Raw genomic sequence first — 24031 nt, 5'->3', positions numbered from 1 at the left:
ATTTTGCTCGGAAAAGCGGCGTTTTTACTCACTTTTCATCAGGCTGTCGCGCAACTGGTTCAGTTGTTGTTTCATGTCCACAACCTGCTCCACGCTGCAGTGGCTGGCCGTCAGGATGGCTTCGGGCAGCAGGGCCGCTTGATGGCGCAGCTGGTCGCCCTGCTGCGTGAGGGAAATGATGACTTGGCGCTCGTCGCTGGCGGCGCGCGTGCGCGTCAGCAGGCCCGATTGCTCCATGCGCTTGAGCAAGGGCGTCAGGGTGGCCGAGTCCAGGAACAGGCGCTCGCCCACTTCCGACACCGTCAGGCCGTCGCGCTCCCACAGCACCATCATCACCAGGTACTGCGAATAGGTCAGGCCGAGCTTGCGCAGGAGCTTGCGATACAGCTTGTTCATTGCAAGCGAGGTCGAGTACAGCGCAAAGCACAATTGGCTGTCCAGGCGCGGCACCTGGTGCAAGGGGTTGGGGGCGGTGGTGGTATCCATGGGGACAGTATATATAGCGCGCTATTTAATTGCAACCGCGTGACAAGCGTGGCTGGCGCGCCCATGCCCCGGACCGGTTGGCCCGGGACATGGGCGCGGTCGTGGCGAACTACTGCGCGTAGCGCGCGCGCAGCAGCTTGAGCATGGCGACGTTTTGCTCCCACGCGTCGCTCACCGGCTGCTGCGTCCAGGGCAGGGTTTGCGTGTAGGGCGCTGGGCCGAATTCCGGCGTAAACGTCATGCGTTCGGCACCGGCCGCGCGGCGCAGGGCGACGATGGCGTCCCACCAGGCCAGGTGGGCGTCGAGCGCCGACTTGGCTTCCGGCGCGCGGAAGTCGGCCACCTGCGGCCCCTGCGCATGGCCCACGCGCGCATGCACGTGGCGCACCAGCGGCAGTACCTGCGCCAGCGTGTGCGGCTGGTCTTCCAGCAGCGATTCGCAGGCGCAGCACCAGTGCGACAGGTCGGCCGTCAACGGCAGCTGCGGATACTGCTGCAGATACGGCAGCAGCAGCATCGGATGGCCGGAAAAGCGGCTGCGGTGGAGCTCGTGCACGATGGGCACGCCGTGCCTGGCCGAGATGGCGGCGGCCAGGTCGATCAATGCCGCGTTCTGCGCCTGGGTATAGTAATCCTTGCCCGTGTGGGTGTTGACCAGCACGGGGCGCGCCAGGCAGGCGTTTTCCAGCAGTTCCGCCAGGGCGGCGCGGTGCAGTTCGAAGTCGCTGTGGAACACGGTTTCCCACTGCGCGGCGATCAGCTGCAGGCCCGCATCGGCGATGCGTCCCGTCCATTCCTCGCGCAGGGCGGCGTCCAGCGGCAGCGACATTTCGATGCCGTCGAAGCCGGCCGCCGCCACCCTGTCGATGAAGACCTCGGGCGGCAGGTCGTTATTGCCCCAGTGGGCGGCAAAGACGTCGATGCGCATCAGACGAAGCCCCGCACGGGGAACGCCGCGTCGCGCTGTATCCAGTTGTGCGCCGCGTATTGCGTCTGGCCGTCGGTGGCGTGCAAGGTGTAGGCGTGGCGCGAGACGGGCGAGCGGTTCGGCGCGCTGTAGTGCGGCAGCAAGCCGTGGAAGCAGACGAGGGCGCCCGCCTTGACTTCCAGCGGCACGGCCGTGCTGTCGTCTGGCCACGGCATGGCGTCGAGTTTTTCCACTCTTACCTGGTCGCCGTTGCGGATGAAGCGTTCGCGCAGGGGGCCGCGGTGGCCGCCCGGTTCGGCCCACAGGCAGCCGTTGTCCAGGGTCGCGTCTTCCAGCGCGAACCAGAACGTGGTCACGCTGACCGGCGTGGTCTCGAAATACGTGGCGTCCTGGTGCCAGCGCACTTCGCCGCCGATGCCGGGCTGTTTAAATATGTACATCGATTGCCAGACCTGCGCATCCGCCAGGCCCAGGTCGCGTGCGACATCGGCCAGTTTCGGGTCGGCCGAAAACGCGCGGAAGACGGGGTCCAGGTCATGCATGGCATGGCCGATCTTGTTGATCGACAGGGACTTGGCCTGCTTCAGCTGGCCGTCCGGGCCGAAGGCCTCTTCCTCGAAGAAGCAGCGGATGGTGTTGTCGGAGGCGAGAAAATAATCGTTGGTATTCTTCGCCTGGTCGCGCGTGGTGAAGATCGACTGGCTGACGCTGGGATCGAATTCGTTGACAATCTGTTCGGCGCGCGCGCGCAGGGCGGCGATTTCGTCCGCGCCCTTGAAGCCGGGCAGGATGATATAGCCGTCGCGTTGGTATTGTTCTTGTTGTTCAGTTGTTAGCATGGCGGCGGCTCCGGAAGGTCAATGGAAAGCGCCATTGTAGGATGGGGACAGTGCGCAAACAATCGCCCGGCGGTTGACAGATTGTCGCTAAAACGCAGACAATCTTTGACATGGATCAACTAAAAGCGATGGAAATCTTTGTCGAAGTGGCGCGCCTGCGCAGCTTCACGGCGGCGGGACAGCGCCTGGGCTTGACGCGCGCCATGGTCAGCAAGACCATCATGCAGCTGGAAGAGCGCCTCAATGCGCGCCTGCTGCACCGCTCCACGCGCGAAGTGAGCTTGACGGATGCGGGCCGCGCCTACCTGGCGCCGTGCATGGCCACCGTCAGCCAGGCGCAGGAAGCGGCGCGCATGGTGGCGCACGTGGCGCAGGCGGGGGCCGGAGCGGAGCTGGCCGGGCCGCTGCGCGTCCAGGCGCCATCGAGCTTCGGCAGCGCGTGGCTGGCCGATGCCGTCGCCCGTTTCAGTTTGCTGCATCCGCAGGTGCGGGCCGAACTGTTTGTCGATGATGCGCTGCTCGATCCGATACGCCACGGTTTCGACTTGACCATCCGCGTGGGCGGCATCCCGGACAGCAGCGCGCTGGCCATGCGTCCGCTGACGCCGTGCCGCGCCGTGCTGTGCGCCAGCCCCGCCTATCTGGCGCAACGGGGCGTACCGCGGACGCCGCAGGATTTATTGCAGCACCAGTGCCTGCATTTCAGCCACCTGACCGATGGTACGAACTGGCATTTCCTGCGTGGAGACGGGGAGCGGCGCGAGGAGGTGAGCGTGCGCGTGCAGGCGGGGTTTACGGCCAATAATGGCCTGGTGCTGCACCAGGCGGCGCAGCGGGGGCTCGGCATCGTCTACAGCACCACCTTTCTCGCCTGGCGCAACCTGCTCGATGGCAGCCTGCTGCCCGTGCTGTCCGGCTGGGAGCTGCCGCTGAATCACTTGAGCGCCCTGTATCCGGCCAGCCGGCAGATGTCGCCGAAGGTGCGCGCGCTGATCGATTTCCTGGTGGCCGAATACCAGCCCGTGCCGCCGTGGGACCGTGAGCTGGCAGCGGCCGGATTTTTCAGCTGACGGTCAATTGAACGCGACCGGTTCCACCGTCCACGCGCCATCGGCGTACACGCGCTCGTCGTCGAGATAAACGGCCTCGGTGACGGCGAAGATGTCGACGTGGTAGCGCGCATCCTTGCGCTTGAATTGCGGTTTCGTGTAGACGCCATGCTTGGCGCCCAGCGACAGATGGATGCCGCACATGCGTTCATAGGTGCCGATGTCGTTGACCAGCTGTTCGCGCGAAAAGGCGCGGTTCATGCCGAAGCCCAGTTCGCGCACCCACACTTCGCCTTCATGCGCGCGGATGATCTCGAGCATGGCCAGAAATTCCGGCGTGGCGTGCTCCGTGCCCGTCACGCGGCCCTTGTCGATGATCAGGGTGATCGGCGTGTCGGGGCGGTTGACCATGAAGTGCGTATCGCCGAAGACGAAGATGCGCACGCGCCCGTTCACGGCTTCCAGGTCCTGCGCTTCCGTAAACACTTCGCCCAGGGGAAACTGGCCGCCGATATTGTTCATGCCGCTGTAGTCGCCGATATTCAGCTTGGCCGGTTCGAATGGGGAGGCGAAGACCAGCTGCTCGCCGCCGCTGTCGACCATGCCGTGGCGGGCGCCGTCGATGCGCGCCTTCAGTGCATGGCCGACGCCGCGGTAGTAGGCGGGATCGTAGGCCAGCGAGGCGATGTAGTGCAGCCCCTGCACGCCGGGCATGCGCGACAGATGCACGTGCTCGATCACTTTCAAGCCACGTTTGAACAGCTCGATGCGGATGCGGAACGCTTCCAGGCGGAAGCTGGTCGACTGGATCAGCACGACGAGGCTGCCGGCCGGCAGTTCGGCAAACGCGGCCAGCACGGCCTCCGGCGTGACCTCGTCGAAATCGATGAAGACGGCGTCCGGCAAGGCCTGGCGGTACGCTTCCGTCAGCACGACGTTGAGCCAGCTGCGCTTGTCGCAGACGATCAGGGACGGTTCGTCCGGGCGGTGGCAGATGGCCATGGCCAGCAGGTCGGCCACGTTTTGCGCGGCCACTTCGGTGGCGGCGGCGCTGATGGCGTCGAGCCGGCTGGTGTCATTCTCGGGAAGCGTCATGGGGCAAAGGTGGGGACGTGAAGTAATCGCAGCATTATAAGGCGATTGCCCCGGACGCCACCATTCCCCATCCGGCGCAGGACATGGGGCGCCGCGTCCCTGATTATCTTGTGTAGTGCTTTAGGGCAATGTATTATTTGAAAAATGGTATGAAAGGGTATGGCAGCGAGCCTGGAAGCGGCCCGGCGCCGCGGCAAAGGCGCGCATGCGCATGGCGGCACGCTTTCAGTGAAGCAAGGACAACAAGCCTACAGGCGATGATGAAGAGTGTGATGTGATGAGCATAATCGGACAAGATATTCCCATGGAGCGGCCAGATACGGATGGGCGCGCCGCCGTCTTCGTTCCCGTCACGGGCGTCAAGGAAGATGTCCTGTTGACCATACGCAAGGGGGCGGCCATCGTCGGATTTGCCAACCACGACCGCACCATCACCGTGTATTTTGAAAGCAACCGCTTTGACGACCCCGTGCTGGCCAAGTGGGAGCACAAGGCGCGCAAGGCCTACGACCGCCTGGTCGACAATGCGCCCACCGTCTCGAAGCTGACCACCAGCCCCGCCAATTTCGAGCAGATCGGCTATATCAATGGCAAGGGCATCACCATCCGCCGCATGGAAAGCCTGCAGCGCTGGCTCGCGTATTCGGATGCGATGGATACTTGTCCGGTTACGGAGATCATTCCACGCACGGTCATTGCCAAGGCCGACGCTGTCAAGGTCTAAGAGCGGCTGATAAAACGCCCAAGGCGTTGTTGCCTGCCTCTCGCCGTACTGACGTACTGTCTTCGAGGCGGCGCCTAGCCCTGAGCATTTTCTCAGCCGCTCTTGGCGCGCTTACGAACGGCTGTACGAAAGGCCACAGTTTGTAGGTTTTCCCTCGGTCCTGGCGTATTGTCTTGGGGGTGGCGCTTTGGCCCTGCATGCTTGCGCGGCCACTGTCGCGTGGGCTTGGAGTCAACAATGTGTCGGATTACGCGGGGCGTTGCCCCGCTAATCCGACCTACGCGACCTACGCCTGACTTCGCTTCTTGCTCCTTGCTACACCACGATGATATTCGCCTGCGCCTTGAGCGGGCAGGGCAGGGTGTCGTCGAAGGTGATTTCGATGGCGCTGGCGATGAACATGCCGCCGATGTGTTGGGCGGCGATTTCGGGCGGCGTGCCGGGCTTGGTCAGGTTGACGTCCTGGGCGAAGACGAAGACTCTCCAGGTGCCGAAGACCTTTTGATCATATTGCAGCAGGGTGCGGTAAGCCCGCTTCAAGTCCAGGCTGCCTGCGTAGACGCCGTCGTTGGCGCCCGGGTCGAAGCCCAGGCCGTCATCGGTCAGCGATTCCACGAAATACAGGCCCTGCGGCGCCTGGAACAGCACGAAGGCGTACAGCTCCGTGCCGCGGAAGACATTGCCATTATCGCGCTTGAAGCTGGCGCGCAGCCACAATGGTTCATAGGCTTGCACGACGGCGGGCGTATCCGTTTCCACCGGCCCCGCCACATGGATGTTGACTTGCGTTTCGCTCACGGCGTGCTGGTAGGTGGCGCCCGTGGTGAAACGTTGATACTCCCAGCTGATGTCGGCCGTGTAGGGCATGCCCGCATTCGGCGCTTCCGGCAACACCCACTTCGCCACCACGCGCTCGGCCAGGGTCAGTTCGCCGGCGGCTGGTGGTGTTGCTTCCTGGCCACGCCAGAATGGGTCCGCGATATCGGAGCAGGCGACGGCGATGGCGCCCGAGGCGATGGCCGAGGCCACGCCCGCCACCGTGAATTCGGGCTGGCCCGAGCCGGCCCCTTCCAGCGAGCAGCAATCGACGCTGGGGTCCGTTTCCTCGAAGGTGCCGCCCACGCTGAAGCTGGCCTTGCCGGAACCGAGCGCGGCGGAAATGATGGCCACCAGCGCGGCGATGATGGCGATGATGATGGCGAGTATCTTCCACCACGGATCGGAAAACGGCAGCTCGCCATGCGTGCCCGCGTAGGCGGGGTTCGGCGTCCAGACGAGGGTCATGCCGGTCGGCACGATGGGGCCCAGGCCGGGCGGGCAGCGGCACGCATTTTCCCCGCCTTTGCCATCCGTGCCCGTGCTGCCCCAGCGCTTGCCGGGCAGGTGGCCCTGCGGCTTGGACAGTTCCAGGGTGCCTTCCTCGACCGTGCACGTGTAGGTGTTGGTCGTGCTGTCGAAGCGCGTTTGCGAGACGAAGATTTGCTGGATCGAGCGGTGCGGCGTGTAGCCGTCCGCCTTGGCGACAAAGCTGACGAGGCGCTTGCCGGGCGCCGCATGCTGGAAGTCGGCATCCCACATGACCAGCATGGCCGCGCCGGCGGGAATGCTGGCAAAGAAAAAGGTGCGCGCCACGGGCACGATGCCGGGGTCGCCCACGCTTTCCAGGTACACCGTGACATTGCTCAGTGCGCTGTTGGACATATTCGTGACGTGGGCGGCGATGCGCAAGCCATAGATGGCATTGTCGAAGATGCCATCGGGCAGCATGATATTGGTGACGGGCTCGATCGCGAACGGCCGCGTCAGCACCTGCAGGGGTGTGTCGCTCATGATGCTTGCTCCTCGGGGCTTTGCTGTTCTTGCGCTTGCTCTTTCTCCAGATCGGTGACGACATACGTGACGCCGCCCAGTACCTTGCCATCCTGGGTTTCCAGCACGCGCAGCAGCGCATACTGGCGTGGAGGCAAGGCTTCGGCGCGCACGCTCAGGTAGATGGCCTGCGCCTGGCCGCGCGGCACTTCCAGCGCCAGTTTTTGCTCGCCGGGCGCATCGCCATTGCAATGGGGCGTACGCGCCAGGCCCGCCACCAGGTGCGCATCCCTGGCCGGCTGCCACCGCTCAAGCCCGAGCGTGGCCAGCAGGCGTTCCGGCAGCTCGCCGCCATACTCGATCTGCAGTTCCACTTTTTTCGTTTCGCGGGGCAGGGCCGCCACCGCGATGGCCAGCAATTGCGCGCGCCTTGCCGCCAGCACCACGTTGACGTTGCGCTGGGCGATCTGTTCATGCTGCTTGGGCTGGAAGGGAAAGCCGTTGGGCAGCGGATCGGGCAGCGGGTTGACGTCGCCAGGCCCGTGGGCCACGGCCAGCAGGCATTCGTGGCCGCCATTGACGATGACGGGGATCCACGGCACCAGGCACAGCACTTCTTGCGTGGCGCCGGGCGGCAGGTCGGCAAACGCGGAACCGATCTGCGTGGCGGCGCCGACGGCGATCTGGCCGGAAGGGTCGGCCCAGTAAAAGTCCACGCGCACGCCGTTCGAGGCGCTGTTGCCCGTGTTGTGCACGCGGCCCCACAGGTAGTTGCTGGTGCCGGCAATGGGCGCGCCGGGCGGGCCATTCGGATCATTCCCGGGCACGACCCAGATATCGGCGCTGTCCCACCAGGGCTGGCCGTCTTCGATGATCAGGTGGGCTGACATGGCGTTCTCCTTGTCCTTGGCCTGTGCTTGTAGCTTAGGCCGCGGCGGCGGAGACTTTTTGATCGGTATCAAGGCAATGGAACACGGCGCCGGTGCGCCGTTGCCGTGCCCGCGTAAGGTAATATTGCGGCAGAACGCAGTGGAATGACTCCAGGAAAAGGTTGGAATGTGCTTGAAACAGTGAATGACGTTTGCATCAACGCCGCCTGCGGCCGGACCTTGCCGCTGCGCGTGGCGCATTGCCCGTTTTGCGGCGCGCGCCAGGCGGCGCAAGCGCCAGTTCTGGAGAAAGCGGTAGCGCCGCCGCCGGTGCCGCGCATGCCGCCGCCGGTACCGGTAGCGGCTCCCGCGCCTGCGCCCCAGCCATTCCCGCCGCCGGTTCCCGCCGCAGCATCCGCACCAGCCAAGGCGCCGCCCGCCAAGCCTGCCGGCAGGGGCTCGGTGCCGCCGCCGCGGCCGCCGGTACGCTTGCGCACGTGGATCGCCGCGGCCGTGGTGCTGACCGGTATCTGGTTCTATAACAAGCCCGCCGACAAGCCGGCCAGCGTGGCGGAGCAGGTCGAGGCCGCCGCTGCGCTGGCGGCGCAGTGCGACCTGGACGGCGCGCGCAGCGCGCTGGCCGTGCTGAAAAGCGCTAAGGCGCCCGCCGCGCAGATCAAACGCTTGCAGGCGAGCATTACCAAGTCCGCCGCTGCCTGCGACAGGCAACAGCAGCGGGCGCAGGCGTGGGCGGCGCTGCAGGACAGCGTCAAGCAGGCGCTCGATGCGGGCAAGCCGGATCTGGCCGCCACGCGCCTGGCCGCCCACGTGAAGCGCTGGGGCGACGATCCCGACACCCTGGAGCTCGACGCCAAGGTGAAGGTGGCGCAAGCCAGCGTCCAGCTCGACCTGGCCGACGCCTGCCTGGCCAAGGGCGACCGCGTCTGCCTGGAAAACAGCCTGATCGCCGCGGAGCGCTACAAGCGGCCGGAACTGGCGGCGCGCACGCAGGCGCTGCGCGCGGCGTTGTCGCAATTGCTCGAGCGTTCGCTGCTGGACGCCGCGCCGGGCCAGTAGCGCACAGCAACATTGGCCCATCGTGAAAGGCGCCATGAAGATATCAAGATACCATTGCTTACAACTACGCCACAAAAGCCTGTTTTTATGTGCGTTAGCGCACGCTAGAAAATTTTAGGCAGGTGTATATTGCGAACTGATCTGTGTCTTTTGATAACAATGAAAGGGAATATCATGAAAGCAAGCAAAAATTGGATGACCGTGTGCGCCGCCGGGATGATGGTTGTGGCACTGGCCGCCTGCCAGAAGAAGGACGATGTCGCCGCCGGTCCTGCGGAACAGGCTGGCCAAAAGATCGATGCGGCCGCTGCCAAGGCTGAAGCCGACATCAAGGCCGCCGCTACCAAGGCTGACGCCGCCGTGAGCCAGGCTGCTGCCGATACGGGCGCCAAGATGGACCAGGTCGCCGCTGACGCCGACAAGAAAATGAGCGAAGCGGCCGATGCCGTCGGCAAGAAAGTGGAAAAAGCGGGCGAAAAGATGCAGGACGCCGCGCACAAGTAATCAGCGTGGTCACCGCGCCAGGGCCGGCCGCCGCCGGTCCCGTCACCGCGGCTGGCGTCAGGTGATGCCAGCTGCGGCGACGCCATCGCCGGCGCCAGCCTGCCTGGCGTGCGCCGTTGTCCCTGTCCCTGTACTTGCGCCATCCATCCCGTCCGTTCCCCCCAGCACCACGCTCAAATCGACAAAGCCGTCGCGCCACGCGCGTTCCAGGTCTTGCTCCACCGCTTCCAGGGTCGTTCTTTCCACCTGCCGGAAACCGCGCAAGCCATACGCCCGGTTGCGCCCGTGCGCCTTGGCCAGGTACAGCGCCATGTCGATCAGGTTGACGCTGCGCTCCCACGTGAGCGGCCGCCCCAGCGGCGCCAGCGGATAGGGCGCAAAGCCCACGGACACGTGCACCTCGATGGTCTGGCCCTGGTAGTCGATGCGTTGCGCCGCCATGCCGTTGAGGATGCGCCGCGCGATATCGTCGAGCCCGTCGCGCGCGACGGCCGGCAGGAAGGCGAGGAATTCCTCGCCGCCCCAGCGCACGATCATGTCCGTTTCGCGCAACACGTCGTGCAGGGTTTCGGCGATCGTCGTCAGCACCAGGTCGCCCGCCGCATGGCCGTAACGGTCGTTGATGTGCTTGAAATGGTCGACGTCGAGCAGGAACAGCGCCCCCACGACGTCGGCGCCGGCGCTGGACGGCTGCGGCTTGCCCGCATGGCTGCGCATGAATTCCTGGAAGTGGCGGCGGTTGTACAGGGCCGTCAGCGGATCGCGCGAGCTCTGGCGCTTGAGTTCCTGGTTTTTCACCTTCAGCTGCACGTTCGCGTGACGCACCTTGCGGTACAGCAAGCCAACGATGGCGGAGGCCATGGCCAGCACCAGCGCCAGCAGCCACCACACGCGCTGCTGCAGGCGGCGGTTGTCGATTTCCGCGCTCTTGATCTGATTGTCGCGGCTGAGCAGCTCGATCTGGCGCTGTTTCTTTTCCGCCTCATACTTTTCTTGCAGCTCATACACGGCCTTTTGCCGCTGCTTTTCGAACAGCTGGTTGGAAATGCCCCGCTCGCGGTGGTAGGCCGTGACGGCGCCGCGCAAGTCGCCCGCCTTTTCCAGCGCCATGCCGTATTCCAGCAGCACGGCCTGCATGTCCGGCTGGTTGGCCGTGCGTTCGTAGTAGGCCAGGCCCGTGGCCACGCTTTGCTTGCCTTCCTGCAGCCGTCCCTGGCCGATCAGCGCCTGTCCGATATTGAGCCGCGCCGTCGCCTCCACCTGTTCATCGTTGACCAGGCGCGCCGCCGTGATGGCTTCATTCGCGTAGCGCAGGGCGCGCGCGTAGTCGCCTTGCTTCAAATAGCTATCGGACAGATTGACGAGAGTGACGGCCACCATGCCGCGCGCGCCCAGCTGGCGTTCCAGCGCCAGGGCCGCCAGCAGGGCGCGCTGGCCCCGCTGCGGCTGCTGCGCGTCGAGCGCCAGCCCGTATTCCGTATTCTTCGCCTGCGCCATGCGGCCCGGCGATGCCAGTGTCGCGGAGACTGCCAGCAGTTCGTCAAGCACCTCGAAGCCCTTGTCGTATTCGCGCATCTGCGTGTACAGCAGGGTGAGGGCATTCAGGGCGGCGGCCAGGCTGGAGGGGGAGTTGCTCTGGCGCGCCAGGTCGACGGCCGCCTGCAGCTTGGCCAGCGCAAACGGGAAATTGCCTTCCTCGGCCCACGACTGGCCCGCGCTGATGGTCGCCTGCACGCGCACGGGCAGGTCGTCCGTGCCATTGGCGATCTTTTCCGCCTCAAAGGCCAGCAGGTGCGAGGCGCGGCGCTCGTTCCTGGCAAACGTGATGTAGGCCTTGTTGAGTATGCCTTTCGCCAGCGCCACGTCGCTCTTGTTCATGCGGGCGTAGGCGATCAGCTCCTCGGCCAGCTGCATGGCGATGTCGTTCTGCCCCAGGCGCATGCGGGCGTTGCTCAACTGGGTCAGGAATTCCGCGCGCAAGGGCAAGGGCGCGCTGCGCGCCTGCGTTTCCACCTCTTGCAGGCGCTCCAGGGCGCGCGCGGGCACGAAGCGGCCGTCGTCGCGCACGGCGGCAAGATACTGCTCGAGGTTGCCGACCTGGGCGTGCGCGGCAGGCGGCAGCAAGCAGGCCAATACCAGCAGCCAATGCGCCTTTCGCCATGATGCCCGTCTCTGTCTGCCTGCCAACGTCCCGCTCCCGCAATGACCACCTGTCTGTAACAGATTATATTCTGTTGCAATCAAGAAATATCATGCGGTACGCGGAAATTTGCGAAAGTGCACACTTTGGCTGTGCGTCAGCGCAGGGGCAGGGCGGCCCGGGCTGGCCCGCTGTCCTTCAGGCGGAAGATGGCGACGGCCGCGATCAGGGCTTGCGCCTGTTCCTGCAGGCTCTCGGCGGCGGCCGCCGCCTGCTCGACCAGGGCGGCGTTCTGTTGCGTGATGTTGTCCATCTGCGTGACCGCCTGGTTGACCTCGCTGATCCCCGCGCTTTGCTCGTGGCTGGCGCTGGTGATCTCGCTCATGATGGCGGCCACCTTCTGGATCGATTCCACCACCAGCGCCATGGTGCGCCCCGCCTCGTCGACGAGCTTGCTGCCGGCGTCGACCCGTTCCACGGATGCGCTGATCAGGGTCTTGATTTCCTGGGCGGCGGCAGCGCTGCGGTGGGCCAGGCTGCGCACCTCGCCGGCGACGACGGCGAAGCCGCGTCCCTGTTCCCCTGCCCGCGCCGCCTCGACGGCCGCGTTCAGTGCCAGGATATTCGTCTGGAAGGCGATGCCGTCGATGACGCCGATGATGTCGGCGATCTGGCTCGAGCTTTCCTTGATGGCGCCCATCGTGCCGACCACCTTGGCAACGACGGCGCCGCCCTGCACGGCGACGGCCGAGGCGGTGGCGGCCAGCTGGTTCGCCTCGCCGGCATTGCTGGCGTTTTGCCGCACCGTCGCCGTCAGCGTTTCCATCGAGCTGGCCGTCTCTTCGAGGGAACTGGCTTGCGCTTCCGTGCGCGCCGACAGGTCCGCATTGCCCAGCGCGATTTCGTGCGTGGCCACCGACATTTCGCCGGTGCCGCTGCGGATGTCGCCGATCAGCCCCGTCAGGTTGGCGTTGATGGTATTCATCGCATGCAGCAGCACGCCGATTTCGTCGGCTCGTTCGATGACGGCGTCGATGCTCAGGTCGCCGCCGGCGATCAGCTGCGCCGTGGCGATCGCCTGGTCCAGGCTGCGCTTGATGTGGCGGTACACGAGGAATAGGCACAGCAGCGAGACCATGACGGACACCAGCAGCACGCCGACCGTGACGGAGTACGCCGCCATGGTGCCGCTCATCGCCGTCTGCACGGCCGCGCCCGTGCGCTGGTCGAGCAGGGTGAGGAATTCATTCACCGGCTGCATGATCTTCGCCTTGTTGCTGTGGTAGGCGGCGTCGTGCATGATGGCGCGGGCCATTTCCAGGTCCGGCGGCCCGGTTTTGGTGAAGTTGCCGCTGCCGTCGTCGAAGCGGCCCTTGACGGCGTTCATGGCGATCACTTCGGTCTTGACCAGGCCGTCCGAATTGGCCTGGGCTTCGCGCAGCTTGGCGAATTCCTGCTCGCTGAAGCCGGCCTTGCGCATCAGTTCTGCCAGCGGCACGGCGGGTCCCATCGATGCGGGCACGGGCACGCCGGCCGCCACGAAGTCCCAGTAGATGCGCTCGTAATGGGCGGGGCGCGGCTTCTTGCCGTTGCGGATGTCGAGGATGTCGAGGTATTGCTGTTCGTACCTGGCGTCGCCCGTGACGACGTAGGTGCGGGCCAGCCGGGTCAGGTCGTCCGAGCTTTGCCGCAGTTCGTCGGCCAGCAGATAGGACTGGTAGCGCGTTTCAGTGACCTGGTTCGCCTCGGCCTGCTTGCCCGCCACGCGGAACAGCGCCCACAGGCTGATGAGGGAGAGCGCCAGGCTGAGCAGAAAAATGGCGGCAAAGATATTCCTGATCGACAGTGTGCTGCGCATGGTGTCCCCCGCAGGTGTGGTTGGGGCCGTTGGCATTGCCCGTCAGGTGAATATACTCCCGTCTGCACGGCATTTTAATGCCGTGCAGAAAAAAAGTGCCGCCACGCAACGGCACTCCGTGTTGTTCAAACTGCCAGCTGCTGCAGCAGATACAGGCGCTGATACAAGCCGCCCTCAATCTGCATCAGGGCGTCGTGCGGCCCCGCTTCCGTGATGCGGCCATGGTTGAGCACGATGATCCGGTCCGCCTCGCGGATGGTCGACAGGCGGTGGGCGATGGCGATGATGGTGACCTTGCCGCGCAACTCGTTGAGGGCCGTCTGCACGATCTGCTCCGTCTGGCTATCGATGCGCGACGTTGCTTCGTCGAGCAGCAGGATGCGCGGCTGGCCGGCCAGCGCGCGGGCAATCGCGATCAGCTGCTTCTGCCCCGACGACAGGCGCGAGCCGCCTTCGCCCAACGGCGTGTCGTAGCCGTGTTCCAGCGCGGCGATGAAGTCGTGCGCATGCGCGGCGCGCGCGGCCGTCTCGATCTGCTGCTGCGTGTAGCCGCGGCCCATGTCGATGTTTTCGCGCGCCGAGGCGGCCAGCAGGAAGGGGTCTTGCGGCACCAGGCCCACGTCGGCGCGGAACCGCTCGTTGTCGATGCTGTCGAGGGGCACGCCGTTGATGGCGATGCTGCCCTGCGCGACGGGGTAGAAGCGCAGCAGCAAGGAGAGCAGGGTCGACTTGCCGCTGCCCGTGTGGCCGACGATGCCGAAGAAGGCGCCCTGCGGGATCTGCAGCGACAGCTCGTGCAGCACGGGCTGGTTTTCCACATAGGCGAAGGTCAGGCGGGCGATGTCCACGGCGGGCGTGTTGCCGTCATGCGCGCCATGGCGTGCGGCTGGCGCGGTTTTGCCCGGCGCGTGTTCCAGCGCCTGCGCTTCATCGAGCAGGGCCGAGACGCGCGCCGTCGCCACCACCGACTGCTGCAGCTGGCTGAATTGCATGGTGATCTGGATCAGCGGTTCGATCACGCGCGCGATGTAGCTGATGAACGCATACAGCACGCCCACCTCCACGGCGCCCATCTCGCGGCGGCCGAAGCTGAAGATGACGACGGCCAGCAGCACGATGTTGAGCATGTCGAGCGCGGGGCGCAGCAGCCAGGCGTTGGCGCGCAATTCCTGCATGCGCGCCGTGTAGTGGTCCTGGTTAATGCCCGTGAAGCGCGCGCCGAAGCGCTGTTCCGCGTTATTCGCCTGCAGCACGCTCATGCCGCCGATCGATTCGGCGATCTGGCCGTTGATCTCGCTGCGCAGGGCGCGCGCGCGCGTGACGGCCGGCGCGCTCCAGCGCTGGTACAGGAAGACGATGAGCAGCACGGCCGGCAGCAGGGCCAGCACGATCAGCATCAGCCGCCAGTCGAGGAATGCCATGGCGGCCATGGTGCCGACCAGGACGATGGAGCTGTCGAGGATGACGAACAGCACCTGCACGTACAGCGATTTCACCGCTTCCGTGTCGTTGGTGACGCGGCTGACCAGCTGCCCCGTGATGGCGCGATCGAAAAAACTCATCGGCAGGCGCAGCACGTGCTGATACACGGTTTCGCGCAGGCGCTGCACCGAGCGCATGGCCAGGCCGGACAGGCGCACCAGCTGCAGATAGCGCAGGCCGGAAGCGACCCAGCCCGTCAGCAGGCAGCCGCCCAGCAGCAGCGACATGCGCGTCCAGTCCAGGTGGCGCGGCAGCAGGTGCTGGTCGATCAGGGCCTTGCCTAAAATGGGACCCGTGACTTCCAGCGCGGCGGCGAGGATCAGCCAGAACGTGGCCCAGTACAAATGGCGCAGGTCGGGCGCGGCGGCGCGGCGCAGCAGGCCGATGGCTTGCGCGGCCTGGCGGCGCACGGATGGCGTGGCGCTGGCGGTTTGGTCAGTCTTATTAGATGGCATCGAGGCTGGCCTCCAGTTGTTGATAGCGCCACTGGCTGGCGTACCAGCCGTCGCGCTGCATCAGCGCGTCGTGGTTGCCCGTTTCCGTGACGTGGCCGTCGCGCAGCACGAGGATCAGGTCCGCGTTGACGACGGCGCTCAGGCGGTGGCTGGCGATGATGGCGCTGCGCTCGGGGCGCTTGCGGCGCAATTCCTCCAGGTGCTGCAGGATGCGCGTTTCCGTGCCCGTGTCGACGGCGGACAGCGCATCGTCGAGCAGCAGCAGGCCGTTGTCGGCCAGCAGGGCCCGGGCGATCGCCACGCGCTGGCGCTGGCCGCCGGACAGGGTGATGCCCTTCTCGCCCACATGCGTTTGATAACCGTCCGGGAACTGCAAAATATCGGCATGAATGTCGGCCAGCTGCGCCGCCCGTTCCACTTCTTCGCGCGTGGCGCCGGGGCGGGCCAGCGCGATATTGTCGGCGATGGTGGCGGAGAATAAAAAGGACTCCTGCGGCACCCAGCTGATGGCAGCGCGCAGCGCGTGCAAGGTATACGCGTCCAGCGCGTGGCCGTTCCAGGTGGCCGTGCCCGACTGCGGCGTGACCTGGCGCAGCAGCACGCGCAGCAGGGTCGACTTGCCGCTGCCCGTGGGACCGACGAGGCCCAGGGTCTGGCCCGGCTGTAACAGCAGCGAGATGCCGGACAGCGCAGGCGCCGTCTGGCCCGCATAGGCAAAGCCGACGTCCTGCAATTGCAGGGGGCCGGGCGTCAGCGTGGCGATGCTGCCATGGTCGTCGATGGCCAGCGGCGCGTCGAGCATCGGCTGCAGGCGCTGCCAGGCGGCGCGGCCCCGTTCGATCAATGAGAGCACCCAGCCGGCGGCGAACATGGGCCAGATCAGTTGGCCCAGGTACATGGAAAAGCTCGTCAGCGCGCCGATGGTCAGCTGGTCTTGCCACACGAGGTAGCCGCCCAGGCCCAGGGTCAGCGCCGTGGCCGCCGTCAGGGTCAGGCCGACGGCCGGTTCATACGCCGCTTCCCAGCGCTGCGCCGTCAGGCTGGCGTTGGCCGCGTGGCCGGCCAGGGTGGAGAATTGCTGGCTGCTGCGCTCTTCCAGGCCCAGCGCGCGCAGGGTGCGCACGCCCGACAGCGATTCCTGCACATGGTCGTTCAGCGCGGAAAAGCGTTGCAGCGAATCCGTCGACGCCGTGTGGATATGGCTCGAGATGCGCCAGAAGGCCAGTCCCATCAGCGGGAAGGGCAGGAGGGCGATGCAGGCCAGGCGCCAGTCCACGCCCAGCAGCATGATGCCGAGCACCATCAGCAAGGTCAAGGTGCCGTCGAAGCCGGCCAGCATGGCTTCGCCGGCGGCCATTTCGATGGCGTCGATGTCGTTCGTCGCCAGCGCCATCAGGTCGCCCGTGCGCTGGTTCTGGTAGAACGACGCGCCCTGCTGCGACATGCGCGTGTAGAAGCGCGTGCGCAGCATCACGCCCAGCTGGTAGGCGGCCTTGAACAGGGTGATGCGCCAGCCCACGCGCAGGAAATAGATGACGACGCCGACGGCGAGCAGGGTCAGCAGCTCAAGCCACAGTTCGGCGGCCGTCATGCGGTGCGCGGCCAGCGCGTCGATGATGGCGCCCACGCGGCGCGGGATCCAGACGGTCAGTGTTGCCACGCCGGTCAGCATGACGGCGGCGGCGGCATACGCCGGCCAATGCTGACGCACGAAGCCGGCGATGAGCCTCGATAAACTCATGGTTACCTTTTGTTTTGAGTAATGGGGTGTCGCGGGGCGGAAGGACGGGCACGCGGACGGAAAGTACGCGTAGGATACAACAAGGCGGAAAAGCGCGCTGTGGACGGGCACGCAAAAAACGGGCCGTAGCCCGTTGTTTTGCCGCGTCAGTGCCGTGCGCGAAGCTTACTTGCGGCCGCTGCCTTTGCCGCCGCCCAGCATGTCGAGCTGTTTCGATGGCGCGCCCTTGGGCGCTGCCTTGGCGGCTGGCGCAGGGGCGTGCTTCACGGCGGCCTTGGCCACGGTCTTGCCGGCGGTGCTGGCTGGCTTGGCCGCCGGTTTGCTCGAAGGAATTGGTTTCGCGGCCGGCTTGGCGGGGGCTGGCGCGGCGGCATTCGCTGGCGCGGCGGCGGCAGGTACGGGCTTGGCCGCTTCCGGCTTGGCTGCCGGTTTGGCTTCCACCGCTTTCACGGCGGGCTTCTCGGCGGCTTGCTCGGCCACCTTGGCAGGTGCCGCCGCCGGCTTGGCTGCCGGCGCGGCAACGGCGGCTGGCGCCACCTTGGCGGCCGGCTTGGCTATGTCGGCCGGCTTGGCCACTTCGGCCGGCTTGGCGGCAACGGGGGCGGGCGCCGCTGCCGCTGCCGGTGCAGGCGCAGGCGCGACGACGGCCAGCGCGGGCTTGGCTGCGGCAGGAGCAGGCGCCGTTGCGGCGGCAGGGGCGGCCGCATCGAGGCGGGCCTTGGCCGAGGCCAGCAATTCCGCCTGGGTGCCCGAGGCGATGCCGAACAGCTGGCGGCTGTAGGCCAGCACGCTCTCGATGCTTGGCTGCGCCTGGCTGGTGCTGTAGCTGAAGAAGTCGCGCGGGTCTTGCGTGACCAGCAGGTGCTGCGCCGTTTCCGCCGTCTGCGACAGGGCGGCCTTGCCGGCGTTCAGGTTCAGGGCGATGATTTTCTCGGCGCTTTCAAAGACTTTGCTGGTCAGGAGGCTGAAGATTTGCAGCTGGTTTTCCAGTTGCGACTTGGCGGCGCTGGAAATGTGTTCTGGAAGCGGAAACATATTTACTCCTTTGTACGGATTAAAATGCTGGCAAAACGCTCTGCAAAATCCCGAAAACCAGAGTTGGCCGCGTTTTGTAAAGTGGGTAGCGTGCTAAATAGCTGATCATGGACTTTTTATGATGCAACGCAATATGAATATTCTAGCGGTGATTCGGGTTAGTTGAAAGTTATTTTCTCAAGGGCGTGCGCCATGGGTTTGCCCTATTCATGCGCCTGGCGGCATTTGCGGAAAGTTTGCGCGCGCGCAAAGCGTTGCCAGGGAATCTATGGCTACGCTTTTGCCAGTGGCTGGTTTCTTGCACTGCAGCATCCATGAGAAATATATAAAGTGACAATTAACTGAAACACCAGACACAGTCGTCAACCGAAGGAGTGTCCGCATGGACCTAGTCATCCGCAATGCCAGCCTGCCCGACGGGCGCCGCGCCATCGATATCGCCATCGAGGGCGGCCGCATCGCCGCTGTCGGCCCCGCCTTGCCCGTGACGGGCGCGCAGGAGATCGACGCCGCCGGCGACCTCGTCACGCCGCCCTTCGTCGACGCCCACTTCCACATGGACGCCACGCTCAGCTACGGCCTGCCGCGCGTGAATGCCTCCGGCACCCTGCTCGAAGGCATCGCCCTGTGGGGCGAGCTGAAGCCGCAACTGACGCAGGACGCGCTGGTCGAACGCGCCCTGCAGTATTGCGACTGGGCCGTGGCGCGCGGCTTGCTGGCCATCCGCTCGCACGTGGACATCTGCGACCCGCGCCTGCTGGCCGTCGAAGCGCTGCTCGACGTCAAGCGGCAAGTGGCGCCGTATCTCGACCTGCAGCTGGTGGCCTTTCCGCAGGACGGCATCCTGCGCAGTCCCGGCGCCTTCGATAATCTAAAACGCGCAATCGCCATGGGCGTCGACGTGGTGGGCGGCATCCCGCATTTCGAGCGCACCATGGCCGATGGCGCGGAATCCGTCCGTCTGCTGTGCGAATTTGCCTGCGAGCGTGGCCTGATGGTCGACATGCATTGCGATGAATCGGACGATCCGCTGTCGCGCCACATCGAAACCCTGGCCTTCCACAGCCAGCGCCTTGGCATGCAGGGCAGGGTGACGGGCTCGCACCTGACCTCCATGCACTCGATGGACAATTACTATGTGAGCAAACTGCTGCCCCTGATCCGCGAGGCGGGCGTGGCGGCCATCGCCAACCCCCTCATCAACATCACCCTGCAGGCGCGCCACGATACGTATCCGAAGCGGCGCGGCATGACGCGCGTGCCCGAGATGCTGGCCGCCGGCATTCCCGTCGCCTTCGGCCACGATTGCGTGATGGACCCGTGGTACAGCCTCGGTTCCGGCGACATGCTGGAAGTGGCGCACATGGGACTGCACGTGGCGCAGATGACGGGCCAGCAGGCGATGCACGAGTGCTTCCTGGCCGTGACGGAGACGCCGGCGCGCATCCTGGGCCTGGACGGCTACGGCATCGCGCCCGGCTGCCACGCGGACTTGCTGATCCTCGATTGCGGCAGCACCGTGGAAGCGCTGCGCCTGCGCGCGGCGCGGCGCCTGGTGCTGCGGCGCGGGAAAGTCGTCAGCGAGGCGCCCCGCGCCGCGTCGCGCCTGCACCTGCCGGGGCGGCCCGACAGTGTGAACTTCCGCCTGGGGCGCTGATACAATCGGCCATCACTTGTCATTGGGAGCACCGCCTTGAAAGAAATTGATATCCGTCCGGCCAACGAAGCCGATTTCGACGCCATGTGGGCCATCTTCCAGGTCCTGGTGGCCGCTGGCGACACCTATACCTTCCCTGCTGATACCTCGCGCGAAGAGTGTCACGCCTACTGGTTCGGTCCCGGCGTGCAAAGCTTCGTCGCCGTGATGGGCAGCGAGCGCCTGCTGGGCATGTACAAGCTGGTGGCGAACCAGCCGGGCCATGGATCGCACGTGGCCAATGCCTCGTTCATGGTCGACCCGGCCGCGCAAGGCGTGGGCGTGGGCCGCCTGATGGGCGTGCACTGCATGGAAGAAGCGCGCCGCGCGGGCTACCTGGCGATGCAGTTCAACTTCGTCGTCAGCACCAACCTGGCCGCCGTCACGCTGTGGAAAAAACTGGGCTTCACGGTGGTCGCCACCCTGCCGCTGGCCTACCGCCACGCGCAGCTGGGCTATGTCGACGCCTACGTGATGTACCAGCTGCTGACCGATCCGATGCAGTGGCCGGCATGAGCGGCGCCGTCACTGTGATGGAGACGCCCCGTCTGCGCCTGCGCACGGCCACGCTGGACGATGCGGCCTTCTACATGGAGCTGGTCAACGACCCGTCGTGGATCGCCAACATCGGCCAGCGCAACATCCACACCCTGGAAGCGGCCCGCGCCGCGCTGGAGTCGGGACCGATGGCGCAGTTCGGCGAGCATGGCTATTCGCTGTACATCGTCGAGCGCCGCAGCGATGGCACCCCCGTGGGCATGGCCGGCCTGGTGCGGCGCGACAGCCTGCCCGGCCCCGATATCGGCTATGCCATGCGTCCCGCCTACTGGGGCCAGGGCTATGCCTGGGAAGCGACGGCGGCCATCGTGCGGCATGCGCAGCACGTGCTGCGCCTGCCCACCCTGTACGGCATCACCTCGCTGCAAAACCAGGCGTCGATCAATCTGCTCAACAAGCTGGGACTGCGCTTCGAGCGCTTTACGCGCCGCCAGCCGGACGGCAAGGATACGAACGTCTACCGCCGCGATTTTCGTCTGGATTGAATGGACAATGCATATCGAAAGACTGAAAAATAGTATTTAAAATCCGGCCGCTTTTGTAGTGGTGGCGCGCAGTCTTTGTTTTTATAGTTGGCATACCGGTGGAAGACCGCCGGACTATAAAAACTGGAGACTCGTGATGAAGATCGTTACTGCTATTGCATGGGGCGGCGTCATGTCCGCCGCCTGCGCGTCGATGCCGGCGGCATCGGCGCAAAGCTGCTCGGTGCCCGTCCTCAAGGTGCTGGCGCAAAAGAGCCTGGGCCTGACCGTGATGGAAAAGACCCTGGCCGAGTATGAAAAGAAAAACGGCACCAAGGTGCAGATCAGCTATTTCGGCGAAAACGACCGCCGCTCCAAGGCTAGGCTCGACGCTTCCACCAAGGCCGGCTCCTACCAGATCTATTACATCGACGAAGCCAACGTGGCCGAATTCGCCACGGCCGGCTGGGTCGTCCCCCTGCTCAAATACCTGCCGAAGGATGCCGACTACGACGACTTCCTGCCGGGCCGCCGCGCCGTCGCCGCGTACAAGGGCGTGGCGTATTTCGCGCCCCTGATCGGCGGCAGCGACTTTCTGCTTTACCGCCGCGACCTGCTGGAAAAGGCCGGCATCGCCGTGCCGAAGACGCTCGACGAACTGGTCGCCGCCGTGAAAAAACTCAACAGCCCGCCGAACGTGTATGGCTGGGCGGCGCGGGGCCAGCGCGGCTCGGGCATGAATGTGTGGCGCTGGGCGCCGTTCATGCTGGCCGCCGGCGGCAAGTGGGAAAACAATGGCGTGCCGGCCTTCAATTCGCCGCAGGCCGTCAAGGCGACGACCCTGTACCGCGAGCTGTTCAAGTACTCGCCGCCGGGCGGTGCCACCTACGACTGGAGCAACGCGCTCGAAGCATTCAGGTCGGGCAAGGTGGCCTTCATGATCGAGTCGACGCCGTTCGCCGATTGGATGGAAGACCCTAAAAAATCCTCGGTGGTCGACAAGGTGGGCTATGTGCGCCCGCCATCGCCATTGCCATCGGCCGCGTTTGGCCACGGCCTGGCCATCTCCGCCACTGGCGCGAAGGATGAATGCACGCGCCTGGCGGCCGGCAAGTTCATCGCTTTCGCCACGGGCAAGGAACAGGAACAGGCGCGCCTGAAGGACAAGGTCTTCAGTGACTACAACCGCAGCAGCACCATCGCCAGCGAGTACTTCCGCAAGCACGTCAAGCCGCAGATCCAGGCGGGCCTGACGGAGACCACGCCCGTCTCGCGCGTCACCATCTGGCCCAGCCCCGAGTGGCCGGACATCGGCGACAACCTGGGCGTGGTGCTGGAAGAAGTGTTTACGGGCACGCGCGGCGACGTGCAAAGCGCGCTCGATGAGGCCAACGAGTATGCGACGGAAGTGATGCAGCGGGCCAGCAAGCGTAAGTAAGTTCCTTTACCCCAGTAGTTTGCCTTTGGGGTGAAAAATGACGCCAACGTACGAGCCTGAAAGCTGATCCTTATGTCGCACTCCATCCATAAAAAACGCCACACCTGGCTGCCGGCCGTCTTTCTGACGCTGCCGCTGCTGGTCCTGCTGATACTGGGCCTGGTGCCCAGTATCGCCGCCATCAACCTGGCTCTGCAAAACCGCGTGCTGCGCTACAGCGACAGCGACTACGTCGGCTTTGCCAATTTTCTCCGCCTGTTCGGCGACCGCCGCTTCCTCAATGCCGTGCAGGTGTCGGCCATCTGGGAAGTGGTCACCGTGGCCGGATCGCTGCTCCTCGGCGTGCTGCTGGCCGTGTTCCTGTTCGAGAAAGTCAAGGGCCGCACGCGTGACGTCATCGCGCTGCTGCTGATCGTACCGGTGCTGCTGCCGCGCGTCTCGGCCGCCTTCATCTGGAAGTTCATGTATTCGCCGCTGATGGGCATTTTGAACTGGCTGCTCGAATGCGTGGGCCTGGGCGGCACGGCGCTGCTGTCGGACCCCGCCACGGCCCTGTACGCGGTGGCGCTGGTCGATATCTGGCAGTGGGGCCTGTTCTTCGGCGCTGTCATCCTGAAGCTGCTGGAAACCCTGCCCGCCGAACCGCTGGAAGCGGCGCGCCTCGACTACGCCAGCACGCTCCAGGTGTATGCCTACATCGCGCTGCCGATGCTGAAGGTACCGATCATGAGTCTCGTGTTCATCAAGATGGTCGAGTCGCTGCGCTCGTTCGACCTGATCTACGTGATGACCAAGGGCGGCCCCGGCATCTCCACCGAAACGCTGGACATGTACGCATATGCGCAAGGCATCGGCCTGATGGGCAAGGTGTCGTACGCGTCCAGCATGGCCGTGCTGATGATGCTGGCCACCACCGTCATCTTCACCTTACTCTGGAAGCGGGTCGCCAAATGGGAAAACTGACGCTCTCTCGCGGCTTTGGTGCCGTCGCCACCACCGCCATCACCACCGTGATTATCCTGGTGGCGCTGTTCCCCATCCTGTGGGCCGTGCTCAATTCCTTCAAGGAGCTGATGGACATCGTCACGCCCGTGCCGCGCTTTTTCTTCAGCCCGACCCTGGCCAACTACCAGCAGGTGCTGGCCAGCCCGGAAGTGCTCACGGGGCTGGGCAACAGCGTGGTCATCGTCGGCGTGGCCGTGCTGCTGGGCGCCGTGCTGGGCGTGCCGGCCGCGTATGCGATCGCCCGCTATCCGATACCTGCCAAGAAGGATATCCAGTTCTTCCTGCTGTCGCTGCGTTTTTTGCCGCCCGTGGCCGTCGCCATTCCATTGATCTCGATCTGGATCGACCTGGGCCTGTACGACTCGCGCCTGTCGATGGTGGTGACGTATCTGCTGGTGACCCTGTCGACCATCATCTGGCTGTCGATTCCCGCCTTTGCCCGCATCCCGAAAGAGATCGAGGAAGCGGCGGCGCTGGACGGCTACGGCCCCTACCAGGTGTTCTGGCACGTGGCCCTGCCGGTGGCCTCGAAGACACTGATGGGCGGCATCGTCTTCAGCTTCGTGCTGGTCTGGAATGAACTGATGATCGCGCTGGCGCTCACCTCCTCGAAAAGCATTACCTTGCCCGTCGTGGCGTCGGCATTTACCTCGATGGGCCAGGAGGTGCCGTGGGGCGTGGTGAACGCTTCCACCGTGCTGCTGGCGCTGCCGCCGCTGCTGTTCGTCGGCATCCTGGGACGGCTGCTCAACTCCATGCTCAAACACAAATAAAAGGAC

At 65.2% G+C, this 24031-nt stretch carries 21 protein-coding genes; 10 read left to right on the top strand and 11 right to left on the bottom strand.

Annotated features, from left to right (window positions below):
• Positions 1-24 precede the first annotated feature (24 nt).
• The 3 genes from AC0V2Y_RS16310 to AC0V2Y_RS16300 form a co-directional block, all read right to left on the bottom strand.
• On the bottom strand, positions 25-486 hold the full coding sequence (locus AC0V2Y_RS16310) for a MarR family winged helix-turn-helix transcriptional regulator (RefSeq protein WP_475414791.1): 462 nt from the start codon (positions 484-486) through the stop codon (positions 25-27).
• 109 nt (positions 487-595) lie between these two features.
• On the bottom strand, positions 596-1414 hold the full coding sequence (locus tag AC0V2Y_RS16305) for a sugar phosphate isomerase/epimerase family protein (RefSeq protein WP_475414790.1): 819 nt from the start codon (positions 1412-1414) through the stop codon (positions 596-598).
• Positions 1414-2253, bottom strand: coding sequence for a phytanoyl-CoA dioxygenase family protein (locus AC0V2Y_RS16300; protein WP_475414789.1), 840 nt, complete (start codon positions 2251-2253; stop codon positions 1414-1416). The genes AC0V2Y_RS16305 and AC0V2Y_RS16300 overlap by 1 nt, the downstream gene beginning before the upstream one ends.
• A 110-nt stretch (positions 2254-2363) precedes the next feature.
• On the opposite strand from AC0V2Y_RS16300, the gene AC0V2Y_RS16295 reads away from it, so the two are divergent.
• Positions 2364-3323, top strand: a complete 960-nt coding sequence (locus AC0V2Y_RS16295) for a LysR family transcriptional regulator (RefSeq protein WP_475414788.1) — start codon at positions 2364-2366, stop codon at positions 3321-3323.
• Between the two features lie 3 nt (positions 3324-3326).
• Here AC0V2Y_RS16295 and AC0V2Y_RS16290 read toward each other — a convergent pair whose 3' ends face one another.
• Positions 3327-4397, bottom strand: a complete 1071-nt coding sequence (locus AC0V2Y_RS16290; RefSeq protein WP_475414787.1) for a M29 family metallopeptidase — start codon at positions 4395-4397, stop codon at positions 3327-3329.
• Between the two features lie 304 nt (positions 4398-4701).
• Here AC0V2Y_RS16290 and AC0V2Y_RS16285 point away from each other — a divergent pair, with 304 nt between their 5' ends.
• Entirely contained in the window at positions 4702-5121 is a 420-nt protein-coding gene (locus tag AC0V2Y_RS16285) for a hypothetical protein (protein WP_475414786.1), read from the top strand.
• 315 nt (positions 5122-5436) lie between these two features.
• Here the strand turns inward: AC0V2Y_RS16285 and AC0V2Y_RS16280 are convergent, their stop codons facing one another.
• Both AC0V2Y_RS16280 and AC0V2Y_RS16275 read right to left on the bottom strand, forming a co-directional pair.
• Entirely contained in the window at positions 5437-6951 is a 1515-nt protein-coding gene (locus tag AC0V2Y_RS16280; RefSeq protein ID WP_475414785.1) for a hypothetical protein, read from the bottom strand.
• Positions 6948-7820: a hypothetical protein gene (locus AC0V2Y_RS16275; RefSeq protein ID WP_475414784.1), complete on the bottom strand. Its 873-nt coding sequence runs from the start codon at positions 7818-7820 to the stop codon at positions 6948-6950. The genes AC0V2Y_RS16280 and AC0V2Y_RS16275 overlap by 4 nt, the downstream gene beginning before the upstream one ends.
• A 180-nt stretch (positions 7821-8000) precedes the next feature.
• Between AC0V2Y_RS16275 and AC0V2Y_RS16270 the strand changes: the two genes are divergently transcribed.
• Together AC0V2Y_RS16270 and AC0V2Y_RS16265 are read left to right on the top strand one after the other, a co-directional pair.
• Positions 8001-8876, top strand: a complete 876-nt coding sequence (locus AC0V2Y_RS16270; RefSeq protein WP_475414783.1) for a hypothetical protein — start codon at positions 8001-8003, stop codon at positions 8874-8876.
• 174 nt (positions 8877-9050) lie between these two features.
• Entirely contained in the window at positions 9051-9380 is a 330-nt protein-coding gene (locus tag AC0V2Y_RS16265) for a hypothetical protein (protein WP_475414782.1), read from the top strand.
• A 57-nt stretch (positions 9381-9437) separates the two neighbouring features.
• Here the strand turns inward: AC0V2Y_RS16265 and AC0V2Y_RS16260 are convergent, their stop codons facing one another.
• The 5 genes from AC0V2Y_RS16260 to phaP all read right to left on the bottom strand — a co-directional run bounded on the left by AC0V2Y_RS16260 (position 9438) and on the right by phaP (position 18091).
• A complete protein-coding gene (locus AC0V2Y_RS16260) occupies positions 9438-11294 on the bottom strand; it encodes a sensor domain-containing diguanylate cyclase (RefSeq protein ID WP_475418351.1) in 1857 nt (618 codons plus the stop codon).
• 383 nt (positions 11295-11677) lie between these two features.
• Positions 11678-13378 (bottom strand): methyl-accepting chemotaxis protein, encoded by a 1701-nt coding sequence (locus AC0V2Y_RS16255; RefSeq protein WP_475414780.1) that lies wholly within the window; start codon positions 13376-13378, stop codon positions 11678-11680.
• Between the two features lie 125 nt (positions 13379-13503).
• Entirely contained in the window at positions 13504-15315 is a 1812-nt protein-coding gene (locus AC0V2Y_RS16250; protein ID WP_475414779.1) for an ABC transporter ATP-binding protein, read from the bottom strand.
• Positions 15305-17056, bottom strand: coding sequence for an ABC transporter ATP-binding protein (locus AC0V2Y_RS16245; RefSeq protein ID WP_475414778.1), 1752 nt, complete (start codon positions 17054-17056; stop codon positions 15305-15307). The genes AC0V2Y_RS16250 and AC0V2Y_RS16245 overlap by 11 nt, the downstream gene beginning before the upstream one ends.
• Before the next feature lie 165 nt (positions 17057-17221).
• Complete coding sequence (gene phaP, locus AC0V2Y_RS16240; RefSeq protein ID WP_475414777.1) at positions 17222-18091, bottom strand: TIGR01841 family phasin; 870 nt, start codon at positions 18089-18091, stop codon at positions 17222-17224.
• Positions 18092-18473: 382 nt separating this feature from the next.
• Here phaP and AC0V2Y_RS16235 point away from each other — a divergent pair, with 382 nt between their 5' ends.
• The 6 genes from AC0V2Y_RS16235 to AC0V2Y_RS16210 all read left to right on the top strand — a co-directional run bounded on the left by AC0V2Y_RS16235 (position 18474) and on the right by AC0V2Y_RS16210 (position 24025).
• Complete coding sequence (locus AC0V2Y_RS16235; protein ID WP_475414776.1) at positions 18474-19748, top strand: amidohydrolase family protein; 1275 nt, start codon at positions 18474-18476, stop codon at positions 19746-19748.
• A 36-nt stretch (positions 19749-19784) separates the two neighbouring features.
• A complete protein-coding gene (locus tag AC0V2Y_RS16230; protein ID WP_070289184.1) occupies positions 19785-20303 on the top strand; it encodes a GNAT family N-acetyltransferase in 519 nt (172 codons plus the stop codon).
• Positions 20300-20830, top strand: coding sequence for a GNAT family N-acetyltransferase (locus AC0V2Y_RS16225; RefSeq protein WP_475414775.1), 531 nt, complete (start codon positions 20300-20302; stop codon positions 20828-20830). Before AC0V2Y_RS16230 ends, AC0V2Y_RS16225 begins: the two co-directional genes overlap by 4 nt.
• 172 nt (positions 20831-21002) lie before the next feature.
• Positions 21003-22247: an ABC transporter substrate-binding protein gene (locus AC0V2Y_RS16220; protein ID WP_475414820.1), complete on the top strand. Its 1245-nt coding sequence runs from the start codon at positions 21003-21005 to the stop codon at positions 22245-22247.
• A 72-nt stretch (positions 22248-22319) separates the two neighbouring features.
• Entirely contained in the window at positions 22320-23210 is an 891-nt protein-coding gene (locus tag AC0V2Y_RS16215) for a carbohydrate ABC transporter permease (protein ID WP_475414774.1), read from the top strand.
• Entirely contained in the window at positions 23198-24025 is an 828-nt protein-coding gene (locus AC0V2Y_RS16210; protein WP_475414773.1) for a carbohydrate ABC transporter permease, read from the top strand. The genes AC0V2Y_RS16215 and AC0V2Y_RS16210 overlap by 13 nt, the downstream gene beginning before the upstream one ends.
• Positions 24026-24031 lie beyond the last annotated feature (6 nt).

The organism is Janthinobacterium sp. BHSEK (genome assembly GCF_056174685.1).
Note: the sequence above shows the minus strand (reverse complement) of the source record. Positions and strands in the feature narration are given on the sequence as shown.

Excerpts from the sequence above, each read along its gene's own strand:
- AC0V2Y_RS16310 (WP_475414791.1), bottom strand. The coding sequence starts at position 486 with ATGGATACCACCACCGCCCCCAACCCCTTGCACCAGGTGCCGCGCCTG.
- AC0V2Y_RS16305 (WP_475414790.1), bottom strand. The coding sequence starts at position 1,414 with ATGCGCATCGACGTCTTTGCCGCCCACTGGGGCAATAACGACCTGCCG.
- AC0V2Y_RS16300 (WP_475414789.1), bottom strand. The coding sequence starts at position 2,253 with ATGCTAACAACTGAACAACAAGAACAATACCAACGCGACGGCTATATC.
- AC0V2Y_RS16295 (WP_475414788.1), top strand. The coding sequence starts at position 2,364 with ATGGATCAACTAAAAGCGATGGAAATCTTTGTCGAAGTGGCGCGCCTG.
- AC0V2Y_RS16290 (WP_475414787.1), bottom strand. The coding sequence starts at position 4,397 with ATGACGCTTCCCGAGAATGACACCAGCCGGCTCGACGCCATCAGCGCC.
- AC0V2Y_RS16285 (WP_475414786.1), top strand. The coding sequence starts at position 4,702 with ATGGAGCGGCCAGATACGGATGGGCGCGCCGCCGTCTTCGTTCCCGTC.
- AC0V2Y_RS16280 (WP_475414785.1), bottom strand. The coding sequence starts at position 6,951 with ATGAGCGACACACCCCTGCAGGTGCTGACGCGGCCGTTCGCGATCGAG.
- AC0V2Y_RS16275 (WP_475414784.1), bottom strand. The coding sequence starts at position 7,820 with ATGTCAGCCCACCTGATCATCGAAGACGGCCAGCCCTGGTGGGACAGC.
- AC0V2Y_RS16265 (WP_475414782.1), top strand. The coding sequence starts at position 9,051 with ATGAAAGCAAGCAAAAATTGGATGACCGTGTGCGCCGCCGGGATGATG.
- AC0V2Y_RS16260 (WP_475418351.1), bottom strand. The coding sequence starts at position 11,294 with ATGCAGCTGGCCGAGGAGCTGATCGCCTACGCCCGCATGAACAAGAGC.
- AC0V2Y_RS16255 (WP_475414780.1), bottom strand. The coding sequence starts at position 13,378 with ATGCGCAGCACACTGTCGATCAGGAATATCTTTGCCGCCATTTTTCTG.
- AC0V2Y_RS16250 (WP_475414779.1), bottom strand. The coding sequence starts at position 15,315 with ATGCCATCTAATAAGACTGACCAAACCGCCAGCGCCACGCCATCCGTG.
- AC0V2Y_RS16245 (WP_475414778.1), bottom strand. The coding sequence starts at position 17,056 with ATGAGTTTATCGAGGCTCATCGCCGGCTTCGTGCGTCAGCATTGGCCG.
- phaP (WP_475414777.1), bottom strand. The coding sequence starts at position 18,091 with ATGTTTCCGCTTCCAGAACACATTTCCAGCGCCGCCAAGTCGCAACTG.
- AC0V2Y_RS16235 (WP_475414776.1), top strand. The coding sequence starts at position 18,474 with ATGGACCTAGTCATCCGCAATGCCAGCCTGCCCGACGGGCGCCGCGCC.
- AC0V2Y_RS16225 (WP_475414775.1), top strand. The coding sequence starts at position 20,300 with ATGAGCGGCGCCGTCACTGTGATGGAGACGCCCCGTCTGCGCCTGCGC.
- AC0V2Y_RS16220 (WP_475414820.1), top strand. The coding sequence starts at position 21,003 with ATGTCCGCCGCCTGCGCGTCGATGCCGGCGGCATCGGCGCAAAGCTGC.
- AC0V2Y_RS16215 (WP_475414774.1), top strand. The coding sequence starts at position 22,320 with ATGTCGCACTCCATCCATAAAAAACGCCACACCTGGCTGCCGGCCGTC.
- AC0V2Y_RS16210 (WP_475414773.1), top strand. The coding sequence starts at position 23,198 with ATGGGAAAACTGACGCTCTCTCGCGGCTTTGGTGCCGTCGCCACCACC.